We start from the raw sequence: 24,047 nt of genomic DNA on the forward strand, positions 1-24,047 counted from the left end.
GACATTCATGACACATGCGCTTATTGCCTCGCTGAGGGCGGCGGCTGGAGACATGACGCCGGCGCTGGCGCGCGTCGCCGAGACGGTGCTGGCGCAGCCCGACGCCACCTTGCGCCAGAGCATCACCGAGCTTGCCGAGGCCTCCGCCTCGTCCGAGGCCAGCGTCATGCGCTTCTGCCGCGACCAGGGCTTTACCGGCTTCCAGGATTTCAAGCTAGCGCTGGCCAAGGAACTGGCCACCGACGAGCGGGCGCGGGACATCGGCTTGCCGACCGACGACATCCAGCGGCTGGTGGAAACCGCCATCATCTCGCTGCGTGAAACCGAGCAACTGATCGTCCGGGAAGATATCGCCACCGCCTCGCGGCAGCTGCTGGCGGCGACGGCCATCGACTGCTTCGGCATCGCCGCCTCTGCCATCACGGCGCAATACCTCGCCTACAAGATGACCCGCATCGGCAAGCTCAGCCGCGCGCTGGGTGACGCGCATCTGGCTGTCATGGCGGCGGGAACCACGCAGAAGGGCGCCGTGCAGGTGGTGATTTCGAGTTCGGGCTCGACCATCGACGCGGTGCGCATCGCCGAGCTTGCCCGCTCGCAAGGCGCCTTCGTCATCGGCATTTCCAACCGCTCGAAAAGCCCGTTGGTCGCCGCCTGCGACCTCGCTTTGATTGCGTCCTGGCCGGAAACGCCGCTGACCGGTGGCGCGTTCCCGTCGAAGATCAGCCAGCTTTTGATCGTCGACGCGTTGGCGGCCGAGATGATGCGGCAGGATCCGGCGCGGCTCACGCTGCTCGGCCGCACGGCGGAGGTCGTGAGTGACCGCAGCTTCTGATCGCGCGGTCTTCGCCATCGACATTGGCGGGACCAAGATCGCCGCCGCCGAAGTGCGCGGCGGCCAATTGCACGACAGGCGCCAGACGGCGACGCCGAGAACGGGCACGGGCGACGATCTGGTCGCCGCGATCGCCGGGTTGGCGCCCAAGCATGCGCTCGACGCCGTCGCCGTCGCCACGACCGGCATCGTCCGCGACGGCGCGCTGACCGCGCTCAACCCGCAGACCTTACCGATCGAGAACGGCTATCCGCTGGCCCGGGCGCTCGAAACGGCGCTCGGCGTGCCGCCGCTGGTCGTCAACGATGCCCAAGCGGCGGCCTGGGCCGAATTCACCGTCGGCGCCGGCCGCGGCTATCGCAACTTCGCCTTCTTCACGGTCTCCACCGGCATTGGCTGCGGCCTGGTCATCGACGGCCGCCTGCAGACCGGCGCCGCCGGGCTTGCTGGCCATGCCGGGCATATGATGTCCGACCCCGGCGGCGTGATCTGCGGCTGCGGCCGGCGCGGCTGCCTGGAGACAATCGCCTCGGGCACAGCACTCGCCCGGCGCGGCAGTGAGCGGCTCGGCCGCCCGGTTGGCGCGCCGGACCTGTTCGCAGCCGCCAGGCAAGGCGATGGCATGGCCGCCGAGGTGATCGCCGCCGCCGTCGAGGCGCTGGTCAACGGCTTCGCCGACCTGACGGCTTCCGTCGACATCGATGGCTTCGCGGTCGGCGGCGGCGTCGGGCTGGCGGAGGGGTTCATCGCGGCCCTGCAGGCGCATTCCCGGCAGCTTCCAGCCGTTTTCCAGCGCCCGATCCTTGCCGCGCGGGCCGGCGCCGATGCCGGTCTGTTGGGGGTCGCGTTGCTCTATGACGGAAATTTTCATCTAAAATAGTTTCTTGACAAAAAGTTTCATCCACGCTTGATTGCAGGGGTAACGCTCGAAGGAGAAACCCCAGGTGCAAGGCGATGTGTTCGCTCAGCTCGATGGAACGCTGGTCGTCTCGTGCCAGGCTGAATCCCGCATGCCGCTCGACGCTCCCGAGCATATTGCCGCCATTGCCCGGTCCGTGGTCCTCGGTGGCGCGACCGGTGTGCGTATCGAGGGCGTCGCCAACATAGAAGCCGTCAGACGCAGGACCGGCGTTCCCATCATCGGCCTGATCAAGGCCCGCCGCGCCGACAGCGAAATCTACATCACACCGACGCTCGCCAACGTGGCGGCGGTCATCGAGGCCGGCGCCGACATCGTGGCGCTCGATGCCACCAACAGGCCACGCCCGACCGATCTCAAGACGATGTTCGGTGCGATCGCGCAGAGGGGGCGCCTGTCGATGGGCGACGTCAGCACGCTCGATGAAGGCAAGCGCGCCATCGATGCCGGCGCTTCGCTCATCAGCACCACCATGGCCGGCTACACGGCCTATTCCAACCAGCAGCGCGGGCCGGATTTCCAGCTCATGGAACAGCTTGCCGGCGCCGGCCTGCCGTTTGTCGCCGAAGGCCGCATCTGGACGCCGCAGGAGGCTGTCCGCTGCTTCGAGCTCGGCGCCCGCTTCATCGTCGTCGGCGGCGCCATCACGCGGCCCGACGCCATCACCCGTGGCTTCGTCGACCAGGTCGCGTCGTGGAGCGCCAATCCGCAATTGAAGAGGAACCAGTCATGATCAAGCGCCGCCGCGTCGCCGTTATCGGTGCAGGCTTCATGGGCTCCATGCACGCCGCGATCTTCGCCGACATGGTCGGCTGCGAACTGGCAGCGATCGTCGATCCCAATCTGGAACTGGCCGGCGCCGTCGCCGCCAAGGCGCCGGGTTGCAAGGTCTACGCCAGCCATGAGGCGTTGCTGGCCGGCGAGCACGATCTCGGCCTCGTCTCGATCTGCACGCCCGACAATCTGCACCTGGCGCCGGCGGTTGCCGTGGCCAAAGCCGGCATCAACATCTTCATCGAAAAGCCGATCTCCTCCACGGTCGAGGATGCGCGCGCCATCATCGCGGCCTGCGAGGCGGCCAAGGTCAAGCTCGGCATCGGCTATCTCCTGCGCTTCGATCCGCGCTACGCCGCGGCCAAGGAGCTGATGACTTCAGGCAAGATCGGCGACCCGATCCACATCTATGCCCGGCGCAACAGCGCCCGCACCGAAGGCCCCAAGCGCTATGGCGGCAGACTGCCGCTGGCACTGCATGTCACCGTGCACGACGTCGACATGGTGCTGTGGATGCTCGACGGGCAGCACCCGGTTTCCGTCTATGCCCAGCAGACCGACATTCTGCTCGGCGCGTCGGGCACGCAGGATAGCCTGGCGGCAATCGTGCGCTTCTCCGGCGGCACGGTGGTGAATTTCGAAAGCGCCTGGTCGCTGCCGGCCGGCGCCCGCCACATGATCGATGCCCGCATGGAGCTGATCGGCACCGAAGGTTCGTTCGAGGTGCAGTGCGGCGACAGCGGCCTTTACTACGCCAGCAATGAGACCTCGCGTGAGATCGACACCCAGCATTGGCCTGTCGTCAACGGCCGTCTCGACGGCGACCTGGCGCGTCAGCTCAGCGGCCTGCTGGCCTGGCTGGATGGCGCCGCCATGCCGATCGCCAGCGGTCGTGATGGCCTTCGTTCGCTCGAACTCACACTGGCGATGATGCGGTCGGCTGAGAGCGGCGAAATCGTGCGCCTCAGCTAGAGGTGGTGCTCAGACAAACAGAGAGAATTTGAAACGAGGCCAAAGCGGCCCAACAATGGGAGACGAAAAATGCTTAACAGACGTACTATGTTGATGCTTGGCGTGGCTGCTGCCGCGCTTGCCACGGGCCTGCCGGCCCTTGCGCAGAATAAGCCGTTTGATGGGGTGCAATTGTCGGTGCTGCTCGAAGGCCACCCGACCACCGACGCCATCCAGAGGCTGTTGCCGGAATTCAAGCAGGTGACCGGCATCGACGTGGCGCTCGAGATCGTGCCCGAGGCCGACATCACGGCCAAGGAACTGCTGGAATTCTCCTCCAAATCCGGCCGCTACGACGTCGTCCAGAACAACATCATCTATTTGCCGGGCTTCGTGAAGTCAGGCTATGTCGTGCCGCTCGACGATTTCCTGGCCAAGCACAAGGAGAATTTCGACAAGGCCGATTTCGTGCCCGGCTATTTCAACACCAACGTTGTCGACGGCAAGGTCTACGGGCTGCCGGTCTATGGCGAGAGCACTTTCGTCATGTACCGCAAGGACCTGTTCGAACAGTACGGGCTTGCAGCGCCGAAGACGTTCGACGACATCGCGGCCGCGGCCAAGACGATTTCCGAAAAGACCAACAAGCAGGTCGCCGGCATCACCATGCGCGGCCAGCAAGGCATCCAGGGCGTCTATGTCTGGGCTGCCTATCTCTGGGGTTTCGGCGGCTCGTTCCTCGATGCCAACGGCAAGTCGGCGCTGGCGAAGCCGGAGGGCGTCGCCGCACTCGATGCCTTCACCAAGGTGCTGAAGGATTACGGCCCCGTCGGCGTCGCCAATTTCGGCTGGGAAGAAAACCGGCTGCTGTTCCAGCAGGGCAAGGCGGCGATCACGCTCGATGCCACTGTCAACGGCGCCTACAATGAAGACCCCACCGTCTCCACGGTGGTTGGCAAGGTCGGCTATGTGCCGGTGCCGATGAAGTCCGCCTCACCCAAGGGCGGTTCGTCCTCGCTTGCCGTGCACTCGATGTATGTCTCGGCCGAATCGAAGAACCAGGAAGCGGCCGCATTGTTCGCCGCCTGGGCGACCGCCAAGGAGCAGCAGCTGAAGGCGATCGAGACCGATCCCAACTCCGGCGTAACCTCGCTTTCGGTGCTTAACAGCGAGGCCTTCGGCAAGCGCTATGGCGCCTTCAAGGATGGCATGATCGCCGCCATCAACGCCGGCAATCCGCAATATCTGCCGACGGTCGAACAGGCCAACGAACTCATCAACAACACTGGCATCGCCGTCTCCAAGGCGCTTGCCGGCACGGCCAGCGCCGCTGACGCCTTGAAGGAGGCGGACGAGGCCAACAACGCCGCGCTCGCCCGGTAGAGCATGATGCCGAAAAGTGTGAAGCGGTTTTCGGACGACATCATGCTCTATCTCTTTGACTTAGAGACGGATTCAGATTTCAGGTCGATTCGACCTGAAATCATCCGGCTCTAGGCGGGCAGGCTTGCCCTGCCGCGTGCGCTCCCTGTGCGCGGCAGGGCGAAATCCTCAACTGATGGATTGAGACCGTGGCGACAACAGCGTCGGATCCGACGAAGCATTTCTTCCAGCCGATCATCGTCTGCCTGACCGTGGCATCGGTCGCGCTGACGCTGTTCGTGATCTGGATTTCGCTGCACGATCTGTCGCTGATGCGCGCTGGGCGTGAGAAGTTTGTCGGCCTCGACAATTATTTCCGCTTCTTCGACGATCCGCGCGCCATGGCCGCACTTTGGCGCACGGTGCTGTTCACGACGCTGGCGACGGTGATCGAGATCGCGCTCGGGCTTGCCGTCGTGCTCTTCCTCGACCGCGACTTCGCCATGAAGCGGCTGGTGCGGACGCTGCTTTTGGTGCCCATCATCATGACGCCGGTCGTTGTCGGCCTGACCTGGCGCTTCCTGTTCGATCCCGCCACCGGCATGGCGAACTATCTGCTGTCGCTGGCTGGCCTGTCCCAGGTCGACTGGCTGGGCAGTCCTCAACTCGCATTGTTCTCGGTGCTGATCGCCGACATCTGGCAATGGACGCCCTTCGTCATCCTGCTGGTGATGGCGGCGTTGGAATCGGCACCGACCGATCCGCTCAATGCGGCCCGCGTCGACGGCGCGCGCGAATGGCAGGTGACCTGGTATGTGCTGCTGCCGATGCTGCGCCGGGCGCTGGCCATCGTCGCGCTGATCCGGGCGATCGACAGCATCAAGGCCTTCGACCTGTTCTACATCATGACACGCGGCGGGCCGGCGCTGTCGACCGAGACGCTGAACTATTATGGCTACATCGTCGCCTTCACCAATTTCGACATTTCCTACGCGCTGGCCATCGCCGTCATCCTGACCATTTTCACCAATGTCGCGCTGCTGACTATGTACAGCGTTCTGTTTCCGAAAGCGGGAGAGCGCTGATGGCCCGGCGCGCGGTTTTCTATGTCGGGCTGCTCATGCTTTTGCTGGCGGTGCTGTTCCCGCTCTACTGGGTGCTGGTGACCTCGTTCAAGACGACGCGCGATGCCTTTGCCATCCCGCCGGTCTGGCTGTTCAGCCCGACGCTCGACAATTACCGCACGGTGTTCGCCAATCGCGGCTTCCTCAACGCCTTCGCCAATTCCTTCATCATCTCCATCCTGTCCAGCGCGCTGGCGGTGGCCATCGGCTCGGTCGCCGCCTACGGATTGGCGCAGCAGCCGGGCGACCTGCGCCGTTCCAAGGAAAAGTTCATCCTCAGCCTGCGCATTGCGCCGGCGCTGCTGTTCGTCATTCCGATGTACTATCTGGCGACGCGGATCGGGGCGCTCAACCAGCATTGGCTGCTGATCGCCGCCTATGCCTTCGTCAACGTGCCGTTCGCCATCTCGCTGCTGATCACCTTCTTCGACGACATTCCGAAGGAATTGCGCGATGCCGCCCGCGTCGACGGCGCGCGCGAGTTCAGCGTGTTCTTGCATGTCTACCTGCCGGCGGCGCGCGGCGGCATGGTGGCGACGATGATCCTGTGCGTGCTGTTCACCTGGAACGAGTTCTTCGTCGCCCTGGTGCTGACCGGCCGCGACACGCAGACCTTGCCGGTCTCCATCACCTCGTTCCTGACCTTCCAGGGCATCCAGTGGGGCGCGCTGACGGCCGCCGCCACGCTCATCATGCTGCCGATGATCGTGCTTGGCGTTCTGGTGCAGGGGCAGATCGTGCGCGGCATGACGCTGGGCAGCGTGAAGGGCTGAGGGGATACGATGGCGAATTTGTCTATACGGTCGGTGTCGAAATCCTACGGTGCGGTCAACGTGCTGGACGATGTCTCGGTCGAGGTCGAGGAGGGGTCCTTCGTCGTGCTGCTCGGGCCGTCGGGCTGCGGGAAGTCGACGCTGCTGCACGCGATTGCCGGACTGAACCCGATCGATTCCGGCACCATCGTCATCGGCGACCGCAACGTCACCAATTTGCCGGCGCGGGAGCGCGACGTGGCGATGGTCTTCCAGTCCTAAACGCTCTATCCGACCATGTCGGTGGCCGAGAACATCGCCTTTCCCCTGAAGATGCGCGGGCTCGACCGCAAGACGTCACAGGAAAAGGTCGATGCGGTGGCCAGGCTGCTGCAGATCGAGCCCTTGCTGGGTCGCAAGCCACGTGAATTGTCCGGCGGTCAGCGGCAGCGCGTCGCCATCGGCCGGGCGCTGGTGCGCGACCCCAGGCTGTTCCTGTTCGACGAGCCGCTGTCCAATCTCGACGCGGCGCTGCGCACCGAGTTGCGCGCCGAGATCAAGCGCCTGCACCAGTCGATCCGCCGCACCATGGTCTATGTGACGCACGACCAGACCGAGGCGCTGACGCTCGCCGACAAGATCGTCGTGCTGAAGGCCGGCAAGATCGAGCAGACCGGCACGCCGCTGTCGCTCTACGACGATCCCGACAACGCCTTCGTCGCCGGCTTCATCGGTTCGCCGCGCATGAATTTTCTCAAGGCACGGGTGGCCGAGGATGGGAAAGCCGTGCTCGTCGGCGACGCCAGGGTCGATGTCTCGCACCTTGCCGCGAAGCTAGGCAACGGCCAGGAGATTATGCTGGGCATCAGGCCGGAGCATCTCGACGAAAAGCAGGGCGTCGAGCTCATGCTTGCCGTCGATGTCACCGAGCGCCTGGGATCGACCTCCTATGTGCACGGCGTGCTGCCGAGCGGCGAAACGGTGGTGGCCGAACGGCGCGAGGACCAGCCGCGTTTCGGCGAGACGATCACGCTGCGCTTTCTGCCCCACCGCACGCGCATCTTCGACGCGCAAGGGCTGCGTGTTCGCTGATCCTGGCGCCGCCTCAGACCGCTCCCCATCCCGCAAAGCGGTTGGGGCGCAGCCATTCCTGTGTTGGATTGCCGTCGCCGGAAAGTACGGCGTCGACCAGCCAGCGCGCCGTGGCGGGCGCCGCATGCATGCCGATCGAACCCATGCCGCCATGCAGGAACAACCCCTCGACGGCGGTCCTGCCGGCGACCGGCAGACCGTCGGACAGCATGGGGCGGTTGCCGGGATAGACGTTCTTGACCTGCGGCGAGCCGAGGCCGGGCAGCATGCGCAGCGTGCGGCTGGCGATGCGGCTTGCCATGTCGGTGTTGCGGACGAGATCGCGAAAGGCGGGCTGGACGGAGGCGCCGAGCCTGGCATCGCCGCCGCGCATCGGGTTGAGGCAGATGGCCTCCACCGCCGGCCGGTCGTCGCGCTGGGCGGCGACATCGGCAAGGCCGTCGAGCCGCATGCGCCGGCCGAGCTCCTCCTGATCCGGCCAGGTCAGTTCCTCGATGATCCAGGGCAGGTCGAAGTCGAGTTTTCCTAACTGGATCAGCCAGCCGCGGCCGGCGGTGAAGGGCAGGCCGGGAAGCGGCCCGTCGCCGACGGTGCGCCGTAAAAGCTCCGACATCCACAGTCCGTTGGCGATGAAGACGAGATCGGCGGGAATGATGCCCTGGTCGGTCAGCACACCCTGGACCTTGCCGCCTTTGGCGAAGATCTGGGCGACGCGCAGGCCGGTGCGGATCGCAGCCCCGGCCTCGCGGGCGGCATGGGCGAAGGCGTGTGTCGCGCCCATCGGTTCCAGCGTCCAGGCGCGGCCAACGGAATAGCCGCCCGCCACTTTGAAGCCGATGCGCGGATGGTCGCGCGCCAGCTCCTTGCCCGCGATCTTCTCCATCGACACGCCGGCTGCCCGATAGCGGTCCGCGACGGTGGCAGCCGCCTCGAAACTGGCGTCGTCCTCGGAAATCAGCAGATGCGCGATGGCGGCGAATTCGAAGGGAACGGGTCCGTCGGCGAGCTCCGAATAGACCGCGACGCTGGCGTCCAGCAGTTCGACCACTTCTTTCTGCGGGCCGCTGAGCAAGGTGCCGGTGTTCCGCCCCGAGGATTCCGCAGCGATCATGCTCTGCTCGAGGATGGTCGTTTTGAGACCGCTGCGGGCCAGTTCATGGGCGAGCGTACAGCCGGCAATGCCGCCGCCGATGACCAAGGCATCCCTTGGTGCCTTGCCGGGATTTGAGACGAAGGACATGGCCGTAACCTTCCGATGAATCTTGTATACTCGTATACGAGATTGTGAGGTGACTTTCAAGCGATCCCGCCCGTGGCGCATCGCGCGGGTGCCGCCACGATGCCAGCGGCTCGGTCCGATGCGGGTGCAAGCCGGTATCGGCCGTTCCCGGCAGCCGGAAGTGCGAGGGCGACCTCGGAAGTGGAAAGATGATCGATTTCAACGGCTTTTGGATGGATCCGCCAGCTCGGCGCGAATCTCCGCGCCATGTTCGTTGCGCGCCGGACTTTTCGCCGGCGTCTTTTGCGCCCAGCCGGAAAAACGCGGAGCAGCGGCGGCCTGCAAGATGCCGTCCATCGTCAGCCACGAGCCGCGCGCGGCCATGTGTGGATGCAGTGCCGCCTCCCATGGATTGAGCACGGGGGAGGCGCAAGCGTCCGAGCCCTCGAACAGGCTGGTCCACTCGCCGCGGGTTTTTGCGGCAAAGATCGCCGCCAGCCGGCTGCCGAGCTGCGGCCAGAGATTGCGATCGAACTGGTTGGCGAATTGCGGATCGGCGGCGAGTCCCAACCTTTCGAGGAACAGTGCGTAGAATTTCGGCTCGATGCACTGGACGCTGATGAAGCCGTCATCCGATGTACGGTAGACGCGGCACCAATGCGGCCCGTCGAGAAGGCTGGTGCCCCGCTCGGCGGCAAGCCCGTCGAGTTGGCCAAGCGCCATCAACAGATTCATCATGTGGGCCGAGCCGTCGACAATCGCCGCGTCGACCACGGTGCCTTCACCGCTTGCGCGCGCGTTGATGATGCCGGCGAGCATGCCGATCACCAGATAGAGCGCGCCGCCGCCTATGTCACCGACCAGCGTCGGCGGCGCCATGGGTGGCTCGCCCGGCAAGGAGGCGTACCAGAGCGCGCCCGACACGCCGATATAGTTCATGTCGTGGCCGGCGGTGCGGGCCAGCGGTCCGTCCTGGCCCCAGCCGGTCATGCGGCCATAGACCAGCCGAGGGTTGGCCGCCAGGCAGGCATCCGGGCCGAGGCCGAGTCGCTCCATGACGCCGGGCCGGAATCCCTCGATCAGGCCATCGGCGGTGGCGACGAGGCGCATCAGCAGTGCGACGTCCTCGGCATCGCTGAGGTCGAGCGCGATGGAACGCTTGCCGCGATCGAGCAGCGAGCGTTCGGGCAGGCCCGGCACGGGCGCCTGCTTGCGATGGACGACGATGATTTCGGCGCCGAGATCGGCGAGCAGCATGCCGGCGAAGGGCGCCGGCCCGAGCGCCTCGATCTCGATGATTCGCGTCCCCTTCAGCATTCCACCCTCCACGGCGTTTAGCCCCAGAGTATGGCGCGAGGTGACGGTGTGTAACCCCGCTGTTTTGGCATTGAAGCACGTGCCGCCCGCATATACTTCAGGGCCATGAAAAAAATCGGTTTCCTCTCGTTCGGGCACTGGACGCCCTCGTCGCAATCGCAAGTGCGTTCGGCTTCCGACGCGCTGCTGCAGTCCATCGATCTCGCCGTCGCGGCTGAGCAATTGGGCGCCGACGGCGCCTATTTCCGCGTGCACCATTTTGCCCGCCAGCTCGCCTCGCCATTCCCGCTGCTGGCGGCCGTCGGCGCCAAGACCAGCCGCATCGAGATCGGCACGGCGGTCATCGACATGCGCTATGAGAATCCGCTCTACATGGCCGAGGATGCGGGTGCCGCCGACATCATCGCCGGCGGCCGGCTGCAGCTTGGCATCAGCCGCGGCTCGCCCGAACAGGTGATCGATGGCTGGCGTTATTTCGGCTACCAGCCGCAGGAAGGCAAAAGCGACGCCGATATGGCGCGGCACCACGCCGAGGTTTTTCTCGACACGCTGCGCGGCGAGGGCTTTGCCCAGCCCAATCCGCGGCCGATGTTCCCCAACCCGCCCGGCCTGCTCAGGCTCGAGCCGCATTCGGAAGGCCTGCGGGAGCGCATCTGGTGGGGCGCGGCCACCAACGCCACCTCGGAATGGGCGGCCAAGCTCGGCATGAATTTGCAGAGCTCGACGCTCAAATTCGACGAGAGCGGCAAGCCTTTCCATATCCAGCAGGCCGAACAGATCCGGATCTATCGCGAGGCCTGGAAGGCGGCCGGGCACGAGCGCGAGCCGCGCGTTTCGGTCAGCCGCAGCATCTTCGCGCTGGTCGACGACCGCGACCGCGCCTATTTCGGCCGTGGCAATGAGAGCCGCGACCAGATTGGCTTCATTGAGGAAAATACCAGGGCGATCTTCGGCCGCAGCTACGCCGCCGAGCCGGACGTGCTGATCAAGGAATTGGTGCAGGACGAGGCGATCGCCGAGGCCGACACGCTGCTGCTCACCGTGCCCAACCAGCTCGGCGTCGACTACAACGCCCATGTCATCGAGGCGATCCTAACCCATGTCGCGCCGGCGCTAGGCTGGCGCTGACAGCCGCGCCGTGTAACCATCGATCGCGGCGGGCGATTCAGGAGGTTCACGGCATGGCGAAGAAGGCCCTGATTGCCTGGGGCGGCTGGGAAGGCCATACGCCCGAGCGCAGCGCCGATATCATCCGCGCGCTACTTCAGCGCAACGGGTTTGATGTCACGCTGGGCGAGGGCACGGCGATGCTCGCCGATCCGGAATTGCTGTCCTTCGATCTCATCGTGCCTGTCATCACGATGTCGACGATCGAGAAGGCCGAGCTGCAGAACCTGACGCGTGCAGTTCGCGAGGGAACAGGCCTCGGCGGTTTTCACGGCACGATGGGCGACAGTTTTCGCAACGAGCCCGACTATCAGTTCATGACCGGCGGCCAATGGGTCGCGCACCCCGGCAACATCATCGACTATCGTGTGGTTATCACACAACCGGACGATCCGATTACCAGTGGCATCAGTGATTTCGCCTACCGGTCGGAGCAGTATTACATGCATGTCGATCCGAGCAATGAGGTGCTGGCGACAACGACTTTCAGCGATGCGCATTTCCCCGGGATCGGTGGCGTTGTCATGCCGGTCGTCTGGAAGCGCCGGTATGGTTCGGGGAAGGTTTTTTACAGTTCGCTTGGGCACACAGCGGATGAGTTTGCGGTGCCGGAGATGGCGTTGATTGTGAAGCGCGGGTTGCTTTGGGCGGCGCGGGGGTAGCAGCAAGCGCGTTTTCGTGAAAATCTGGGCCGAATTCGCTGGGACATCTACGGAGATATCCAATGAATAATTTCAGCTGGTCCGCATCCGAGAAGAAGCTCGCGCACCATGCCTTCGATACGGCTCTTGAGGCGGCCCTGGCAAAGACGATTGCCGACTTCAAAAGCAAGGCCAGTGCGGTGACGCAGCCCTCCGACATGTGGGAGCTGGAAGACTATTTGCGTGAACAGCGGCAGGAAATCGATCGGACGTTCGACTATCGCTATTCCCAGCTTCTCTACGTCTTTGCGCAGCTCATTCGAGCAGGTTATCTCGATGAAAAGCTGCTCGCCGGTCTGTCCCAGGACAAATTGGACGTCATTCGGCGGGACCTTGCCTTTGTGGCGAGACGCTCGGCCAGCGGATGACGACAGAGGGAGCGGCGCTGCCAATTGTCGCCAGATCCCAACACCTTCGTCATCCTAGGGTCTGCGCCGCGTCGCTTCGCTCCTTGCTTCGCCCTAGGATGACGAGAAAGGGGAGGCCGCAACCCTCACCCAATCCCACCGGTTACCAGATAGACGCCGGCGCTAGGCCCATCTTGCAGCCGCACAATAGCCGTCACGATCGAGCCATACGAGCCGCGCCAGACGCTGTGGAAGCGATGATGCTCGGCGGCTGGAACGAGCGCTCGGCCGGTGAAGCGCGTGCCGCTTCGCTGCATCGCCACCGCCTCTCCGTTGACATGCACATTGACGCTAGCGTTCTCAGCCTCTGCGTCGCCGGGCAGGTCGAGCGTGATGGTGATTTCCTCCTGATCTCCGGAAGTCCGCGTCTCGGCGGCAAGCACGATTGCCAGCGGTGGCACCGTGCTGCTGCCGCCACGACCGGGCCGCCTCGAAAACACATCATCCTCCAGTTCCGGCGTGCGCGGCGGGCTGGTGCGGCGCTGCGTGGCGCGTTCGTAGTCGCCGGCCATGCGCAGCAGCCTTTCGTCGTCATAGGCCTTGCCGGCGAAGGTGAGGCCGACCGGCATGCCGATGTCGGCCATGGTGCCCATCGGCACGGTCACAGTCGGAATGCCGAAATGGCGCCAGACCAGGTTGCCGTTGGCGACCCAGGTGCCGTTGCGCCAGGCAAGGTCGGCGGAGGCCTCGTTGATGTCGGCATCGGCCGGACCGACATCGGCGGCGGCGGGCAGCACCACGGCGTCGATGCCTTTTGCGTCCAGCCACTCCTCGAAATCGATCCGCCTCGTCGCCTCCAGCCCTCTCAGGCCCCCTTCAAGCGTCGGTATGTCCCTGAAGTGTGTGACGCCGGATTTGGCCCGCTCGACATATTCCGCCAGGTCGAAGCCGCCTTCATAGCGGTCGGGCAGCGTGCCCGGCGGTTGCGGAAAGATTTTCGGACCGTCGACCGAGGCGAGATCGGGCAAGGCAGGATCGGCATTGGCGCGCAGGAAATCGTCCCAGCCCCAGATGCAGAGATCCCAGAGTTCGCGGTCGGCGAAATCCGACGGCACCAGCCCGCGCTCCACCATGCTGCGCGCGCCGGGGCGGTCGCGCTCATAGTTGAAGACGATGGGGAAATCGACCTCCACCACTTCAGCGCCCAGCCGCTTGAGATCGGCCGCCGCCTGTTCCCACAGCGCAAGCACGGAAGCGCGGGTTTCGATCGGCCGGTCGGCCTCGCTGTCGCGGCCGATATACATGCGGGGCACGCCGAGCCGTTTGCCTTTCAACGATCCGGCAAGCGCCAGATCGGTATAGCGTTGCGGCCGCACCTCGGAATTTTTCGGCAGGGCGATCCAGGGCTGCGCGCGCCAGAAATCGCCTCGCGTTTCCGGGTCGTCGGCGACAATCGCGTCGAGCAGTTCAAGCATGTCGGGCACGCTGCGGGTGTGCGGCACCACGACATCCATGGTCGGCACCAGCGGCCAGTTGCCGCGCACGGAAATGACGCCGCGCGACGGCGTGTAGGCGACCAGCGCGTTGTTGCTGGCCGGCGCGCGGCCGGACGACCAGGTTTCCTCGCCAAGGCCGAAGGCGCAGAAGCTGGCCGCTGTCGCCGTGCCGGAGCCGTTGGACGAACCGGATGCAAAGGCTGCGGTCAGATAGTCGGCATTGTAGGGGCTTTCGGCGCGGCCATAGACGCCGCGCTGCATGCCGCCATTGGCCATGGGCGGCATGTTGGTGAGGCCGATCAGAACCGCGCCGCCGGCGCGCAGCCGGGCGATGGTGAAGGCGTCTTCATTGGCGATGAGATGTTCGAAGGCCGGCGACCCGGCGGCGACCGTCAGGCCAGCGACCTTGTAGCTGTCCTTGGCGGTGTAGGGGATGCCGTCGAGCGGGCCGAGCGTGGCACCGGTGCGCCGCCGCTGGTCGGAAGCCGCGGCCTCCTCGAACATATCAGGATTGAGCACGGGGACGGCGTTGAGGCTGATGCCGTGGCGATCGAAATGCGCGATGCGCCGCACATACGCACCGACCAGCTCGACGCTGGTGACGAGGCCGTCGTCCAGCGCTCGGCGCAATTGCTCGATCGTCGCTTCGACGAGATGAAGGCTTGCATCGGTCATCACGGGTTCCTGGCGGTCGTTTCCACGCCATGGATGAGCGAGGCCGCCGGCTTCGGCAAGAGCCAATCAGTAGTCTTTGTCGGAACGTGTTGTGCCTGCCGACACCTTGCCGGCAGGGCTCAGGCGCCTGTGCCGCTCTCCTTCATCTTCTCGATGATCCCGGCCATCAAGTCCAGGTCGCGCCGCGAGTCGGCGAGGTCGGTCAGCGGCTTGGTGCCCTCGGCGATGTGGCGATGGAAAATCTCCAGCTCGTTGGAGAAGGCGTCGCCGTAGAGCGGCCCGAAGCTTTTCGTCACCGGGCCGAGCGGGCCGGCGTCGGTCACCTCCAGCCGGGTCGGCAGGCTGCGGATATAGGGCGTGTCGTAGATGATGCGCACGCGCCTGGTGTTGGAGCGCACCTCGATCATGGCGTCGAACAGGCCGAGATCGTCGACCACCGCGTCGTAGAGGCAGGCGAAATGACCGTAGTCGAAGGTGACCGACGTGTTGGCGCCGCCATTGGTGCGATGCGCGGCCACCACGCCTTTGGGCTCGCCAATGAGCCCGCGCATCGCCGAGATGTGATGTGAGGAGAGTGCTGTCAGCCCACGATAGGCGCGCATCAGGTCGGCGGGGGCGTCGGCACCGACGACCTCGCGGATCAATGCGTCCCGCTCCTTGGCGCCGCGCGCCAGCAAGGCAGGGTCGATGTCCCGGGGATAAAGGACATTCTGGCTCTTCTTGAGGAAATGCCGGCCTTCCGAGATCAGGTCGAAAATGCGGACATGGGTGATATCGGCGTGGTCAGGCAATTCGCTCTTGGCCGCGAGATAGGCCGGGGCGTAGCGGCGCATATAGCCGACGAACAGGGTCTTTTGGTAGGTCGGCATCAGCGCCAGCAGCTCGTCGATCTCGCGCACCGTCAGACAAGCGGGCTTTTCCAGCAGGATGTGCTTGTCGGCAGCAATCGCCGCATGCACGAAGCGGCTGTGGGTGTCGTCGGATGACAGCACGAAGACCACATCGATATCAGGCGAATTGATCAGCGCCTCGGCGGTGTCGAAGGCTTTTGCCGTCGCATGCTGCGAGGTGATGAGCGTCACCAGGCTTGGCGACACGTCATACACGCCCGCGATTTGCCAGCGGTCGCGCTGGTCGGCCAGAACAGGCAAATGGATCGACTGCGCGACTTCTCCAAGACCCACAAGTCCGACACGAAGTGGTGCCACTCGCAAAACTCCCTTGATTTCATTCCCGGGTTGGCCCAGGCGGCCAACGGTTGATTTCACGATTGGGCGGTCACGCCGCGCCGGTGACCAGCGCGACGAGCTCGTTGCCCGTGGTCTCCGAGGCGCGCACGGTCGCTGCCATCTTTCCCGCCCGCATCACCCAGATCTGGTCGGACAGGCGGCGCACCTGATCGAAATTGTGGCTGACCAGGATGACTGAGACCAACTGTTCGCGCAGGCGCCGGATCAACGCCTCGACATTGGCGGTCTCCTGCACGCCGAGTGCGGCGGTTGGCTCGTCCATCACCACCAGCTTGGCGCCGGAGCCGACGGCGCGGCAGATCGAGATCGCCTGCCGCTGGCCGCCCGACAGGCGGCGCACACGCTGGTTGATCGACGGCACGTTGATCGACAGGCGCGACAGCATGGCGCGCGCCTCGCGTTTCATCGCTTTGCGGTCGAGGAAAGCGAAGGGGCCGATGCGGCGCACGAGCTCGCGGTTGAGGAACAGGTTCTGCGCCACCGTCAGCTCGTCGATCAGCGCCAGGTTCTGGTGCACGGTTTCGATGCCGGCCTTGCGCGCGCCGTCCGGGTTGGAGAAGGGGTGCTCGCGGCCGTCGAAAACGATCGAGCCGGCATCCGGCACATGCACGCCGACCAGGCAGCGGATCAGCGTCGATTTGCCGGCGCCATTGTCGCCGATGACGGCTGTGACCTCGCCGCGGCGCGCCTGGAAGGCGACATTGGTGAAGGCGCGCACGCCGCCAAAATGCTTGCTCAGGCCTTCGCAGGCGATGATCGCGTCGGAGGTGGAGGAGGGACTGACGGCGCTCATTTCTGGTACCGCATGATCAGCGCTGCCAGCACCACGATGGCGCCCACGGCGAGCGGTTGGTAGAAGGCCGAGACGTTGAGTAGCGTCAGGCCGTTGACCAGCGCTGTCAGCATCAGCGCGCCGATGGCCGGGCCCAATATGCTGGCGCGGCCGCCGAACAGGCTGACGCCGCCCAGCACCACCGCCGCCACCGAGTTCAAGAGCAGGCTGGTGTTGATCTGCGGCTCGGCCGAACCGATGCGGGCGACCAGAAGAATGGCCGCGATGCCGGCGCAGGAACCCGAAATGGTGTAGGCGGCGATCTTGACGCGGTTGGTGCGGATGCCGAGTGCGCCGGCACTTTCGACCTGGCCGCCGGTCGCCAGCAGATGGACACCAAAGCGCGTGTGGTAGAGCGTGATATGCGCTGCAATGACGGCCGCGATCGCCACCCAGACCGGATAGCCGAACGGACCGAACGAGCCGGAGGCAAGGCGCAGCAGGAAGGTGGAGCCGACCATGGTCGGTTCGCCGCCCGACATGATGAGACCAAGCCCGGTGATGGCCGACAGCGTGCCGAGCGTCACCACGAAGTCCGGGATCTTTCCAACGGTGATGATGAGGCCGTTGAGGAAGCCGATGGCACTGGTGGCGAGCACCGCGAGCACACAGGCGATGAAGATGCCGTAGCCGGCGGCGTTGGCCAAGCCAAGCACGATGGCGCCAAGCATGACGGCCGCCGCCAGCGACAGGTCAATACCTGAGGTCGCCACGACGAAGGTCTGGCCGATCGACAGCACGACCAGGATCGCCGCCGCCAGCAGCAGCGCCTGCAGATTGGCGATGCTGAGGAAGACCGGCTGGGCGATGCCGAAGACGATGACGAGCCCGACCAGGCCGACGACGGATGCCCAGTCGGCCCAGAAGGAAGGATCCAGGAGGAGAGCCGACAGGGAGGTGCGGCTCTCCTCCGCCGCGCCCGCCGAATGGGCGACGGGCGCGTTGTCTGTGGAATTGCTCACTTCAACATCTCGCGGAAGGGATCGGGATAGTCGCCGCCGGGGCGCGGAAAATTCTTCAGCGAGGCATCGGCATTGGCCTTGTTGATCAGGAGCACAGGTGCGGGCACGTTGACGGGCAGTTCCTTGCCCTTGGCGGCCAATGCACAGGCTTCGACGCCCATGGCGCCGACGACATAGGGATACTGGGCGACAGTGGCCGTGAGTTCGCCCGATGCAATCGACTTCAGCGCATCGACAATGCCGTCGAGGCCGATCACCTTGACGTCCTTGCCCGAGGTCTGCACGGCGCGTTCGACCCCGAGCGCCATGATGTCGTTGGCGGCGAAGAAGCCGGCGAGATCCGGATGGGCGGCGAGGATGTCGGTGGCGGCGGTCAGCGCCTTCTCGCGATCCCAGTCGGCGCTCACCATCACCACCACCTCGAGCTTGCCTTCGACGGCCTGCTTGAAGCCCTTGATGCGGGCATTGGAGCCGACATCGCCGACGATACCGGCAATCAGCGCGACCTTGGCGCCCTTCGGCACCAGCTTCAGCATTTCCTCGCCGGCCAGCGCACCGGCGGCGACATTGTCGGTGCCGATATAGGTCGAGACGGCGAAGCCGGCGGCCTTGGCCTGTTCGGCGTCGATGGTCGAGTCGATGTTGACGATCGGCTTCTTCTTCTGGGCCACCGGCACCAGCGCCTGGACGAGGTTGGAGACGCTGATCGGGTTGACCAGATAGCAATCGAAGTCCTGCATGGCCATTGCGGTCAGGCGGTCGGCCTGGCCGGTGGCGTCGCCCATATTGGCGGCTGCCTGGACACTGACATTGACGCCGTTGGCCTTGCCCTGCTCCTCGATGCCTTTCTGCATGGTCTGGAAGAAGGGGTTGTCGAGGCCTTTGACGATGGCCGCGACCTTCGCCGCGTCCTCGGCGTGGGCCGAGACGATGGTTGCCAGCAGGCCCGCGCCGAGCAGGCCTGTGCCGAGCTTTAAGCCATTAAATACGCTCATGGTTTTCCTCCTGCTTATTGTTTGATGTGCCGTCGCATCAGTTTCGGTGTTCGGCGAACGAAATGGCCGACAGGACGCAAGCGACCCCAACGCTTGGTGTCACGAACTGCCGACACGTCGCTGCCAGCCGCTGGATATGCGGCTCGTGGCCCCGGTGCGGGCGCTCCTTCGTGTCAGGCATTGCTCCTCCCAGAGCGCCGGCTGATGCCTTGCCGGCGTTTGCGCATGTTTCAGAAAAAATTGACACGCGTCAAGATTTAAAATGGTGCGAAACGATTTTCACCGCGCCGCCGCACGACATCGCCCGCATGTCGGCCGGTGCCAGTGGCACATCCGTTCCATGGCGATAAAAAAGCATCACCCGTTGCAACTTTCGGTGGGCGGTTTGCGTTAGGGGGTTCCCAAGGGGGGAACACGAGGTTTGCATTGGACCGCTTCGAGATCCTGAACGGGCCGACGGGCACGTATTCCATTTTCGACACGGAATTGCCGGCAATGGTGGGAGGCAGGACATTCATCGGGCTCTACCGGCACGAAGTGCCGCTGGCCCTGCTTGCAGTCATGGAAGCGGACGGCAAGCTCAGGGCGCTGCCGTCGCTGTCGTCGCTGAGCAACTCTCAGACAAATAATAGAGATGAGACATATCAAAACGGCTTGCAAGCGTGAGCTAAAGCTCGCAGAAGTTGCGCAAAAAAAGCATACCGTTGGAGAAAACTTATATCGTCATCCAGCATGAGAGGGGAATCATGCCTGATCAGAATGCTCTTATCCGCGCGGCCATCGGACGGCTGCTGTCCGAGAAAACCGGAGTCGCGGTCATTTCCATGAGAGAGAGTATCACCGAACTTCTGGCCATGACCGGTGCGGCGCTGGCCGTCGAAACCTTGCAGGACCTGCTGCTGGAAATGGCTGAGGTGCGCGGCATGATGGTCGTGGTCGACGTCTAGAGCAGCTCACCGTTTCACGGAAACGGCGAACTGATCTAACTCTTTATTTTGACGCAATTCCCGTGGGAAAACCGTTACATGCTTTTCCTGGAATCGCTTTAGGCTGTTTCGCGCGGCCAAGGGCATTCGTTCAAAACGCAATGTCGTCCGCACTGCGGATCGGGCGGGAGGACTCGATCGCGGTCGTCTCGACGCTGCCCATGCGATCCATCTTGCGCAGTGCGCCAAAATCAAGGTTGGTCAATTCCTCGATAAGCTTGATCGGACGCTGGAATACGCGCGCCTCGTCGACACTGTAGGGATTGTATCTGGTCGCCTCGAAGATCGGCGAGATGGTCGATGATTGCTCGACGACAAAACCGGTCACGGACACGGTCCCGTCCGGCCGTTTGAAAATGCAGATCTTCCAGAACGACCATGGGATTTGCCAGGGCCCGCCTTTCAAGCCTTCCCCATAGAAATTGTCGTCCGGCCGCAGGATCGGGCCGGTCATCACGCTCACCTTCTGTGCGTTTTTGTCCGCACGGGCGAGCACGAAGTCCTCCAGATTGCCCCAGGTTTCGCTGTTGTAGATATGTTCCTGCGGAGCCGCGTTCGTATAGTGGAACGTATCGGCGCCGGCCCGGTCCGCAACAGCCTGCGGTCCCCAGACCGGATCCAGACGACGCACCAGGTGTCCGCGATCGATTTGGATGCCTTTTCCGGGGACCGAGCCGTAGACTTCCGCCAATGTCTGCTGATTGGCCGGAAGCCGGTCATCCCGGCGCCAGCTCGGTGATTTCGCCGATTTGAGACTGTTGCCGTCGATGTTGACAGCCGTCCAGATCGCAAGCCTGCGTTCCACATTCATGGCCAGGCTGAAATGCGTGTAGTCGAAGACGGTTTTGTCGTTGGTGTTGTTCTTTGCCAATGTTCCCTTGAAACCGCTGCCGGTTTTCGGCAACGGGACGACGAGGTCGGCGCCAAGGAATTTCGCATCGTAGCCAAGCGAAGCCGCAAAAGCCGGGTCGGTGAAGCGGGTTGTTTCAAATGCCGCGGCTTCACGGGCATTCGGGATCGTTTGCCATTTCTGCGGCGTGGTGGCTGCCTGGGCGGGGCGCGGCCGGTAGGCCGCATGCGGCTCGTAGGAGAGCATCGCCATGATCTTTGCGGCGTCGGCGCTGAACGGTGCGGCGGCCTGGAGATGCGCCCATATGGCGCTGATGCGGATGCCTTCATTGGCGATCCAGTTCTTGGCACTCTCGCCATCGGCTTCGGTCCAGACCTTGCCGTTCTTGTTCAGGGGCTCGCCTTTCTGGTTCCGGTCAACGATCGCCTGATGGTGAATTGCGACCAGATCCCATTGGTCATTGAAGACCGGCGCTCCCGATGAGCCCGGTTCGGTATCGGCCGTATAATGGATGAAGGCAGGGCTGATCTGCGGAAACTTCTTTTCATCGAGCGCGATGATGCGATTTTCACGCACCACCACCTGCTTGGTGCCGCCGCCGGGATGCTGGATGATCGAGACATGCTCGCCGGTGATGCCTTTGCCGCTCATCGGGATCAGCGGCAGCACGCCGAAATCGGTTATCGGCGTTCCATCATGGCCCATCGGTGAAATGGCAACGATGGTGAAGTCGAGATCGACGCTGGTATAGAAGGCTTCCATCGGCGCGAAGGGAAAGATGCGCCCGCGCCGTTCGACGAAATTCGCGTCGAGTTCGTAGCCGAATTCGGCAAGGCTGCGGCTTGCGGTTTCCCCATCGGGAAGAACATGGTTGTTCGTCACCAAAAGCGCCGGCGTGGCAAGAAAGCCGGTGGCATAATCTGGTGGTCCGCTTGCCATGCCGAGGATCTTGACGCGGCAGACGGATTTCGCCGTTTGCAGGCCGCGCTCGAAGAAATTGACGCTGACGATATCGCGCTTGCCGATCAGCCGCTCGAATGCGCTCGGATCGTTGCGGTTGATCAGATCGAGCCTTACCGCGATGCGCTCCGGCTTGTCGGTGCCAAGGACTTTCGATGGTCCGGCATCGAACGAAGCGCTTTTCCTTTTCTGATCGACAGACTTCTGGCGTTCCACGGCCTCTTTCGCCGCCAGGCTCTTGTCCTGCTCAATCTTTTGCGCCTGCACGGCGTCGTCAATCTGCACCAAGTACGCCCCCTTTTGGTGTAAGTCCCCCGCAGTCCTGCCGGCGGCTCCGCTGCGCAACCTTGCCGGGCGACCAACGAGATTTCCGCGTCGCAGCGTTCTGCTGAACTTGACATTCCAGGGCGCGGCAGGCCGCGACTGGCGCGCCCATGTGACGATAGGAAATAGAATTGCTCAATATTTGGACACTTCTTGCCGCAAACGCCGGTGCGAACAGTCCATAACAACAACTTAACCTCATAGTTCGTTTGGCACAAGCTTTCTAACCGGCTGCAGCGAAGGTTGAAGCACGAATTTCCATAAGCCGGCGAAATTATTTGGAATGGCGTTCTCCCGATTTTCAGTAACAATATGTAACGTAACGCATTTTTCCCCGTGCACCCATGCATCGAATGCCAGATTTGAGGTTTACCTATACTGATTGACGTGCTGCTGATACTGTCAGCATGACACCAAGAAGTCCTGACAGCAGCGAGGGAGGCTGATGTGGCTGACATCATTTTGAAAGTGTTTGCAAATGCCGACGATGTGCATCTCGTCTGGTCGCACAAGAAGGACATTGCGGGATGTCTGGGATTTGCCATCCAGTGCCGCCGCGGCACCGCCGCTCCCAGCTATCTGTCGAATCGCGTCGGGTTCGAAGACGATACGGAGGTCGACAAGGACGGCAACCGGATCACCGCCCGTTCCTCGCAGATCTGGCCATTCCAACGCTATGATTGGACAGACCACGCCGCCGACCTTGGCGACGTCATTGCCTATCGTATCGTCGCGAGGGTCAAGGGTGCCACCGGCGCGCTGGAAGACGGGCCGGCGAGCGAATGGTCTGAAACGCTGACGCTTTCCGCCGATTGTGGCGACGGTGCCAGTGTCCACTTCAACCGGGGCTATGTGCTGTCGCAGTTCATGGCGCGTTACATGAAGCGCAAGGGCATCACGCTCAAGGAGTTAAAGGAAACCGCCGTCATCGTCAGCAAGAATGTCGACCGCGAGGCGAGGGCCTTTCTCGGCGGGACGTTGCGCGAGAGGATGCTGAAGATGATGGGCCGAGGTCGCGGCCGATGAGGGCCTCGAGCTGCATGCCGCGCTCTATGAACTCAGCGACGAGGAGCTCATCGACGGGCTCTGCGCCATCGGCAAACGTGCCAAGATCGTGCTGGCGAATGGAAGCGTCGATGTCAAAGGCGAGGACGAAAACGCCGATGCGCGGACGCGTCTGCGCGGCGCGGAGGTTGTCGTGCACGATCGCTTCCTCGCGCCGAAAGCACTGGCCCACAACAAGTTCGTGGTCATCGGGCGCGTCGCGGGTGACACGTTCGAGCCGGCCAAGGTGTGGACGGGGAGCACGAACTGGACACCAACGGGTCTCTGCACGCAGCTCAACAATGGCATCATGCTCGAGCATCCGGTGCTGGCGAAGCGCTATGAAGCGCAATTCAACCTGCTTGTCGACGCAAAGAGCGCGGTTTCCGACGACTTGCTGCGGTCCAACAATTCGCCCGAGCAAGGCATCGCTTTCGGTGCCGGTACCATCGACAGCTGGTTCTCGAGCCTGAGCGATGAAATCGACATCAAGGAACTCGTCAAACTGGTGGAAGGTGCACAGCAAGGGGTTTTCTTCGTGATGTTCCAGCCGGGCAATGAGCCGGTGCGAACATTGCTCAGGCTGCAGAAGGAGAAGAAGCTCTACGTGCGCGGGGTGGCGACCCGATTTATCGGCGGAGGCCTCGAGGCGTTCAAACTGCTGAAGGCGAAACCCGAGGAGTTTTTCCTCGATTCGGTGCAAGATACCGGGGTTGAGAAATCGGTTGGGCAATGGGCCGTGGAGGGCACGGCGGCCGACTTCGAATCGGCCATCGGTCACGCCATCACGCATTCAAAAGTGCTGGTGATCGACCCGTTCAGTGACGATCCCATAGTCGTCACGGGCTCGCACAATTTTTCGCACTCGGCGAGTGCCGCCAATGACGAGAATTTCATCGTCATCCGGGGTCACAAGACAATCGCCATGCACTACGCCATCAACGCCATGCAGACCTACAGCCACTATCGCTGGCGCGCCTATCTCGCGGAGGCGGCGAAGGAGAAGAAGGACCCCTTCGAATACCTCTCGCGTGACCCCAACTGGCAAAAGCGCCGGACCACCGGCGAGACCAAGCTTATGCTGGCGTTCTGGATGGGCGGCGCCTAGAGCCT

General features: G+C 63.6%; 22 protein-coding genes and 1 pseudogene. 15 read left to right on the forward strand and 8 right to left on the reverse strand.

Annotated features, from left to right (window positions below):
• Positions 1-7: 7 nt before the first annotated feature.
• The 8 genes and pseudogenes from DBIPINDM_RS27970 (at position 8) to DBIPINDM_RS28005 (ending at position 7,809) form a co-directional block, all read left to right on the forward strand.
• Entirely contained in the window at positions 8-835 is an 828-nt protein-coding gene (locus tag DBIPINDM_RS27970) for a MurR/RpiR family transcriptional regulator (RefSeq protein WP_140710033.1), read from the forward strand.
• Complete coding sequence (locus DBIPINDM_RS27975) at positions 819-1,715, forward strand: N-acetylmannosamine kinase (protein WP_258582219.1); 897 nt, start codon at positions 819-821, stop codon at positions 1,713-1,715. The genes DBIPINDM_RS27970 and DBIPINDM_RS27975 overlap by 17 nt, the downstream gene beginning before the upstream one ends.
• Before the next feature lie 64 nt (positions 1,716-1,779).
• Positions 1,780-2,487 carry an N-acetylmannosamine-6-phosphate 2-epimerase gene (locus DBIPINDM_RS27980; protein WP_258582220.1) on the forward strand — a complete coding sequence of 236 codons (708 nt, stop codon included), beginning with the start codon at positions 1,780-1,782 and terminating at the stop codon, positions 2,485-2,487.
• Positions 2,484-3,500, forward strand: coding sequence for a Gfo/Idh/MocA family protein (locus tag DBIPINDM_RS27985; RefSeq protein WP_258582221.1), 1,017 nt, complete (start codon positions 2,484-2,486; stop codon positions 3,498-3,500). The genes DBIPINDM_RS27980 and DBIPINDM_RS27985 overlap by 4 nt, the downstream gene beginning before the upstream one ends.
• Before the next feature lie 69 nt (positions 3,501-3,569).
• A complete protein-coding gene (locus DBIPINDM_RS27990; RefSeq protein ID WP_258582222.1) occupies positions 3,570-4,862 on the forward strand; it encodes an ABC transporter substrate-binding protein in 1,293 nt (430 codons plus the stop codon).
• Between the two features lie 188 nt (positions 4,863-5,050).
• Positions 5,051-5,926 carry a carbohydrate ABC transporter permease gene (locus DBIPINDM_RS27995; protein WP_258582223.1) on the forward strand — a complete coding sequence of 292 codons (876 nt, stop codon included), beginning with the start codon at positions 5,051-5,053 and terminating at the stop codon, positions 5,924-5,926.
• Positions 5,926-6,738: a carbohydrate ABC transporter permease gene (locus DBIPINDM_RS28000; RefSeq protein WP_258582224.1), complete on the forward strand. Its 813-nt coding sequence runs from the start codon at positions 5,926-5,928 to the stop codon at positions 6,736-6,738. Before DBIPINDM_RS27995 ends, DBIPINDM_RS28000 begins: the two co-directional genes overlap by 1 nt.
• A gap of 9 nt (positions 6,739-6,747) precedes the next feature.
• Positions 6,748-7,809, forward strand: a pseudogene (locus tag DBIPINDM_RS28005) (ABC transporter ATP-binding protein).
• Positions 7,810-7,822: 13 nt separating this feature from the next.
• Here the strand turns inward: DBIPINDM_RS28005 and DBIPINDM_RS28010 are convergent.
• Complete coding sequence (locus DBIPINDM_RS28010) at positions 7,823-9,049, reverse strand: NAD(P)/FAD-dependent oxidoreductase (RefSeq protein WP_258582225.1); 1,227 nt, start codon at positions 9,047-9,049, stop codon at positions 7,823-7,825.
• A gap of 198 nt (positions 9,050-9,247) precedes the next feature.
• A complete protein-coding gene (locus tag DBIPINDM_RS28015; RefSeq protein WP_258582226.1) occupies positions 9,248-10,345 on the reverse strand; it encodes a CaiB/BaiF CoA transferase family protein in 1,098 nt (365 codons plus the stop codon).
• A gap of 105 nt (positions 10,346-10,450) precedes the next feature.
• On the opposite strand from DBIPINDM_RS28015, the gene DBIPINDM_RS28020 reads away from it, so the two are divergent.
• The 3 genes from DBIPINDM_RS28020 to DBIPINDM_RS28030 all read left to right on the forward strand — a co-directional run bounded on the left by DBIPINDM_RS28020 (position 10,451) and on the right by DBIPINDM_RS28030 (position 12,581).
• On the forward strand, positions 10,451-11,473 hold the full coding sequence (locus DBIPINDM_RS28020) for an LLM class flavin-dependent oxidoreductase (protein WP_258582227.1): 1,023 nt from the start codon (positions 10,451-10,453) through the stop codon (positions 11,471-11,473).
• A 53-nt stretch (positions 11,474-11,526) separates the two neighbouring features.
• A complete protein-coding gene (locus tag DBIPINDM_RS28025; protein ID WP_258582228.1) occupies positions 11,527-12,174 on the forward strand; it encodes a ThuA domain-containing protein in 648 nt (215 codons plus the stop codon).
• Positions 12,175-12,236: 62 nt separating this feature from the next.
• Complete coding sequence (locus DBIPINDM_RS28030; protein WP_258582229.1) at positions 12,237-12,581, forward strand: hypothetical protein; 345 nt, start codon at positions 12,237-12,239, stop codon at positions 12,579-12,581.
• Between the two features lie 125 nt (positions 12,582-12,706).
• Here DBIPINDM_RS28030 and DBIPINDM_RS28035 read toward each other — a convergent pair whose 3' ends face one another.
• The 5 genes from DBIPINDM_RS28035 to DBIPINDM_RS28055 all read right to left on the reverse strand — a co-directional run bounded on the left by DBIPINDM_RS28035 (position 12,707) and on the right by DBIPINDM_RS28055 (position 18,770).
• Complete coding sequence (locus tag DBIPINDM_RS28035; protein WP_258582230.1) at positions 12,707-14,731, reverse strand: amidase; 2,025 nt, start codon at positions 14,729-14,731, stop codon at positions 12,707-12,709.
• Between the two features lie 119 nt (positions 14,732-14,850).
• The gene (locus tag DBIPINDM_RS28040; RefSeq protein WP_258582231.1) at positions 14,851-15,939 is read right to left on the reverse strand and encodes a Gfo/Idh/MocA family protein; all 1,089 of its coding nucleotides are present in this window, start codon (positions 15,937-15,939) and stop codon (positions 14,851-14,853) included.
• A 70-nt stretch (positions 15,940-16,009) separates the two neighbouring features.
• A complete protein-coding gene (locus DBIPINDM_RS28045; protein WP_258582232.1) occupies positions 16,010-16,774 on the reverse strand; it encodes an ATP-binding cassette domain-containing protein in 765 nt (254 codons plus the stop codon).
• Positions 16,771-17,775 carry an ABC transporter permease gene (locus DBIPINDM_RS28050; RefSeq protein WP_258582233.1) on the reverse strand — a complete coding sequence of 335 codons (1,005 nt, stop codon included), beginning with the start codon at positions 17,773-17,775 and terminating at the stop codon, positions 16,771-16,773. Before DBIPINDM_RS28050 ends, DBIPINDM_RS28045 begins: the two co-directional genes overlap by 4 nt.
• Positions 17,772-18,770 carry a substrate-binding domain-containing protein gene (locus DBIPINDM_RS28055; RefSeq protein WP_258582234.1) on the reverse strand — a complete coding sequence of 333 codons (999 nt, stop codon included), beginning with the start codon at positions 18,768-18,770 and terminating at the stop codon, positions 17,772-17,774. The genes DBIPINDM_RS28050 and DBIPINDM_RS28055 overlap by 4 nt, the downstream gene beginning before the upstream one ends.
• Before the next feature lie 426 nt (positions 18,771-19,196).
• Here DBIPINDM_RS28055 and DBIPINDM_RS28060 point away from each other — a divergent pair, with 426 nt between their 5' ends.
• Positions 19,197-19,436, forward strand: coding sequence for a hypothetical protein (locus DBIPINDM_RS28060; RefSeq protein WP_258582235.1), 240 nt, complete (start codon positions 19,197-19,199; stop codon positions 19,434-19,436).
• A gap of 80 nt (positions 19,437-19,516) precedes the next feature.
• Positions 19,517-19,717, forward strand: a complete 201-nt coding sequence (locus tag DBIPINDM_RS28065) for a hypothetical protein (protein WP_258582236.1) — start codon at positions 19,517-19,519, stop codon at positions 19,715-19,717.
• Positions 19,718-19,847: 130 nt separating this feature from the next.
• On the opposite strand, the gene DBIPINDM_RS28070 is transcribed toward DBIPINDM_RS28065, so the two are convergent.
• Entirely contained in the window at positions 19,848-21,851 is a 2,004-nt protein-coding gene (locus tag DBIPINDM_RS28070; RefSeq protein WP_258589363.1) for a DNA/RNA non-specific endonuclease, read from the reverse strand.
• 486 nt (positions 21,852-22,337) lie between these two features.
• On the opposite strand from DBIPINDM_RS28070, the gene DBIPINDM_RS28075 reads away from it, so the two are divergent.
• Positions 22,338-22,916 (forward strand): hypothetical protein, encoded by a 579-nt coding sequence (locus tag DBIPINDM_RS28075; RefSeq protein ID WP_258582237.1) that lies wholly within the window; start codon positions 22,338-22,340, stop codon positions 22,914-22,916.
• An 85-nt stretch (positions 22,917-23,001) separates the two neighbouring features.
• Positions 23,002-24,042, forward strand: a complete 1,041-nt coding sequence (locus tag DBIPINDM_RS28080; protein WP_416361794.1) for a phospholipase D-like domain-containing protein — start codon at positions 23,002-23,004, stop codon at positions 24,040-24,042.
• Positions 24,043-24,047 lie beyond the last annotated feature (5 nt).

The sequence above is a fragment of the Mesorhizobium sp. AR02 genome (genome assembly GCF_024746835.1).
In the GTDB taxonomy this organism is placed as follows: Bacteria; Pseudomonadota; Alphaproteobacteria; order Rhizobiales; family Rhizobiaceae; genus Mesorhizobium.

Coding starts and splice junctions, on each gene's coding strand:
- DBIPINDM_RS27970 (WP_140710033.1), top strand. CDS start 8: ATGACACATGCGCTTATTGCCTCGCTGAGGGCGGCGGCTGGAGACATG.
- DBIPINDM_RS27985 (WP_258582221.1), top strand. CDS start 2,484: ATGATCAAGCGCCGCCGCGTCGCCGTTATCGGTGCAGGCTTCATGGGC.
- DBIPINDM_RS27990 (WP_258582222.1), top strand. CDS start 3,570: ATGCTTAACAGACGTACTATGTTGATGCTTGGCGTGGCTGCTGCCGCG.
- DBIPINDM_RS28000 (WP_258582224.1), top strand. CDS start 5,926: ATGGCCCGGCGCGCGGTTTTCTATGTCGGGCTGCTCATGCTTTTGCTG.
- DBIPINDM_RS28010 (WP_258582225.1), bottom strand. CDS start 9,049: ATGTCCTTCGTCTCAAATCCCGGCAAGGCACCAAGGGATGCCTTGGTC.
- DBIPINDM_RS28015 (WP_258582226.1), bottom strand. CDS start 10,345: ATGCTGAAGGGGACGCGAATCATCGAGATCGAGGCGCTCGGGCCGGCG.
- DBIPINDM_RS28020 (WP_258582227.1), top strand. CDS start 10,451: ATGAAAAAAATCGGTTTCCTCTCGTTCGGGCACTGGACGCCCTCGTCG.
- DBIPINDM_RS28025 (WP_258582228.1), top strand. CDS start 11,527: ATGGCGAAGAAGGCCCTGATTGCCTGGGGCGGCTGGGAAGGCCATACG.
- DBIPINDM_RS28030 (WP_258582229.1), top strand. CDS start 12,237: ATGAATAATTTCAGCTGGTCCGCATCCGAGAAGAAGCTCGCGCACCAT.
- DBIPINDM_RS28035 (WP_258582230.1), bottom strand. CDS start 14,731: ATGACCGATGCAAGCCTTCATCTCGTCGAAGCGACGATCGAGCAATTG.
- DBIPINDM_RS28045 (WP_258582232.1), bottom strand. CDS start 16,774: ATGAGCGCCGTCAGTCCCTCCTCCACCTCCGACGCGATCATCGCCTGC.
- DBIPINDM_RS28055 (WP_258582234.1), bottom strand. CDS start 18,770: ATGAGCGTATTTAATGGCTTAAAGCTCGGCACAGGCCTGCTCGGCGCG.
- DBIPINDM_RS28065 (WP_258582236.1), top strand. CDS start 19,517: ATGCCTGATCAGAATGCTCTTATCCGCGCGGCCATCGGACGGCTGCTG.